This is a genomic window from Clostridium sp. AF23-6LB (assembly GCF_003461085.1).
GTDB classification, from domain to species: Bacteria; Bacillota; Clostridia; order Lachnospirales; family Lachnospiraceae; genus Coprococcus; species Coprococcus ammoniilyticus.
Genome location: NZ_QTWK01000004.1, coordinates 1 through 3,360, shown reverse-complemented (window position 1 = coordinate 3,360; position 3,360 = coordinate 1). Strand labels below are relative to the sequence as shown.

At 49.7% G+C, this 3,360-nt stretch carries 1 rRNA gene; it reads left to right on the top strand.

Going from position 1 to position 3,360, the window contains the following annotated elements:
- Window positions 1-438: 438 nt before the first annotated feature.
- A 23S ribosomal RNA gene (locus tag DWY07_RS09550) occupies window positions 439-3,326 on the top strand.
- Window positions 3,327-3,360: the final 34 nt, after the last annotated feature.

The window sequence follows — 3,360 nt, the reverse complement described above, 5'->3', positions numbered from 1 at the left end:
GAGCACCTGCCTTGCAAGCAGGGGGTCACGAGTTCGAATCTCGTTATCTCCACGGAAACATAGGACGAGCGGTCGGTGTTTGGAAAGCAGCTCATGAAGAACTTGTTCTTCGATGAGGTGATGGACAAACAGGAGGACATTCGTAGAATGTCCGTGATGAAGTAAGCGGAGCTTACGAATCCCGGAAGCGAGTGATAAACTTGCAGAGTAAATCTTATGTTTCATAAAAGAGTACAAAAGAGGATATCCTCGCTAAGTGCTCAATGTGTACCTTGAGAATTTCATACAGAAAGAAAAGAGATATTATTAATAAGCCATTAATAATTAACAAGACATCAAATAATCCAAGAAAACGTTTCAAGAGATTGAAACAAAACGCGAATCAAGTTATCGAAAGATAGCAACGGACCACAGCATATCAAGCTACGTATGCTGTAAGGTTAAGTTAGAAAGAGCGCAGGGTGGATGCCTTGGCACTGAGAGCCGAAGAAAGACGTGATAAGCTGCGAAAAGCTGCGGTAAGGAGCAAATATCCGATGACCCGCAGATATCTGAATGGGGAAACCCGGCTGAGCAAACCTCAGTCACCGTATACTGAATACATAGGTATACGGAGGGAACCCGCTGAACTGAAACATCTAAGTAGGCGGAGGAAGAGAAAGAAACATCGATTCCGTAAGTAGCGGCGAGCGAACGCGGAAGAGCCCAAACCGTTGTGCGTGCACGACGGGGTATGGACTGCGATATGGCAGTGTGGAAGATAGTAGAAGGGTCTGGGAAGTCCCGCCAGAGAGAGTGAAAGCCTCGTACATGAAATCTGAAACACACCTAGCAGGATCCGGAGTACCACGAGACACGAGAAACCTTGTGGGAAGGCGGAGGGACCACCCTCCAAGGCTAAATACTACTCAGTGACCGATAGCGCATAGTACTGTGAAGGAAAGGTGAAAAGGACCCCGGGAGGGGAGTGAAAGAGAACCTGAAACCCTGTGTTTACAAGCTGTGGAACTGCGAATAAAGCAGAACCGCGTACTTTTTGTAGAACGGTCCGGCGAGTTTCTTGTGCTGGCAAGGTTAAGTACCTCAGGTACGGAGCCGAAGTGAAAGCAAGTGTTAATAGCACGTAAAGTCAGTATAAGAAGACCCGAAACCGGGTGATCTACCCATGTCCAGGTTGAAGTTGCCGTAAAAGGCAATGGAGGACCGAACGCACATCCGTTGAAAAGGGTGGCGATGAGGTGTGGGTAGGGGAGAAATTCCAATCGAACCCGGAGATAGCTGGTTCTCCTCGAAATAGCTTTAGGGCTAGCCTCGTATTAGTCTAGCGGAGGTAGAGCACTGAATATCCTAGGGGGCGTCAAAGCTTACCGAAGATTATCAAACTCCGAATGCCGCAGAGATGATGTACGGGAGTCAGACTGCACGAGATAAGTTGGGTAGTCAAAAGGGAAAGAGCCCAGACCATCAGCTAAGGTCCCAAAGTGTGTGTTAAGTGGTAAAGGATGTGGGATTTCGAAGACAACTAGGATGTTGGCTCAGAAGCAGCCATACATTCAAAGAGTGCGTAATAGCTCACTAGTCGAGAGGTCCTGCGCCGAAAATGTCCGGGGCTAAAACACACCACCGAAGCTATGGAATGTGAAAACATTGGTAGAGGAGCATTCTTAACGTGACGAAGCTGTACCGGAAGGAGCAGTGGAGTGTTAAGAAGAGAGAATGCCGGAATGAGTAGCGAGATTTAAGTGAGAATCTTAAAGGCCGAATATCTAAGGTTTCCAGGGTAAAGCTGATCTTCCCTGGGTAAGTCGGGGCCTAAGGCGAGGACGAAAGTCGTAGTCGATGGATAACAGGTAGAAATTCCTGTACCACATACAAACAGAACTGTGGGGACGCAGAGAGAAAGCCAGAGCCGGAAATGGAAAAGCCGGTGCAAGCGAGGTATCCGTAAGGGAGGCAAATCCCCCTTGCAAGGAGAAGACGTAATGCGGAGTGAACTATAAGTAACGAAGCTGGTGAGCTAGCTGCCAAGAAAAGCCGCTATTGTTTTGTATGTGCCCGTACCGTAAACCGACACAGGTGGATGAGGAGAGAATCCTAAGGCCGGCGGGAGAAGTGTTGTTAAGGAACTCGGCAAAATGACTCCGTAACTTCGGGAGAAGGAGTGCCACAGAGATGTGGCCGCAGAGAAATGGCCCAAGCAACTGTTTAGCAAAAACACAGGTCTATGCAAAACCGAAAGGTGAGGTATATGGGCTGACGCCTGCCCGGTGCTGGAAGGTTAAGAGGAGAGCTTAGCGCAAGCGAAGGTTTGAATTTAAGCCCCAGTAAACGGCGGCCGTAACTATAACGGTCCTAAGGTAGCGAAATTCCTTGTCGGGTAAGTTCCGACCCGCACGAAAGGCGTAATGATTTGGGCACTGTCTCGACAACACACCCGGTGAAATTGAAATACCAGTGAAGATGCTGGTTACCTGCGCCAGGACGGAAAGACCCCATGGAGCTTTACTCCAGTTTGATACTGGGATTCGGTACTGTCTGTACAGGATAGGTGGGAAGCTAGGAAATGATGACGCCAGTTGTCATGGAGCTGACCTTGGGATACCACCCTTACAGTACTGGGTTTCTAACCTGCAGCCGTGACCCGGCTGGGGGACAATGTCTGACGGGGAGTTTGACTGGGGCGGTCGCCTCCGAAAGGGTATCGGAGGCGCTCAAAGGTTCCCTCAGAATGGTCGGAAACCATTCGAAGAGTGCAAAGGCAGAAGGGAGCTTGACTGCGACACCGACGGGTGGAGCAGGTACGAAAGTAGGACTTAGTGATCCGGTGGTATAACGTGGGATTGCCATCGCTCAACGGATAAAAGCTACCCTGGGGATAACAGGCTTATCACTCCCAAGAGTTCACATCGACGGAGTGGTTTGGCACCTCGATGTCGGCTCATCGCATCCTGGAGCTGTAGCAGGTTCCAAGGGTTGGGCTGTTCGCCCATTAAAGCGGTACGCGAGCTGGGTTCAGAACGTCGTGAGACAGTTCGGTCCCTATCCGGCGTGGGCGTAGGATATTTGAGAGGAGCTGTCCTTAGTACGAGAGGACCGGGATGGACGGACCGCTGGTGTATCTGTTGTTGACCAACAGCATGGCAGAGTAGCCAAGTCCGGCAGGGATAAACGCTGAAGGCATCTAAGCGTGAAGCCCCCCTCAAGATTAGATATCCCATTCTTTAAAGAAATAAGACCCCTTGAAGACTACGAGGTTGATAGGTCTGAGGTGTAAGTGCGGTAACGCATTCAGCTGACAGATACTAATAGGTCGAAGACTTATCCTGAGAGGTTCGAAAGATAAGCGGAAGAGATTGGAGA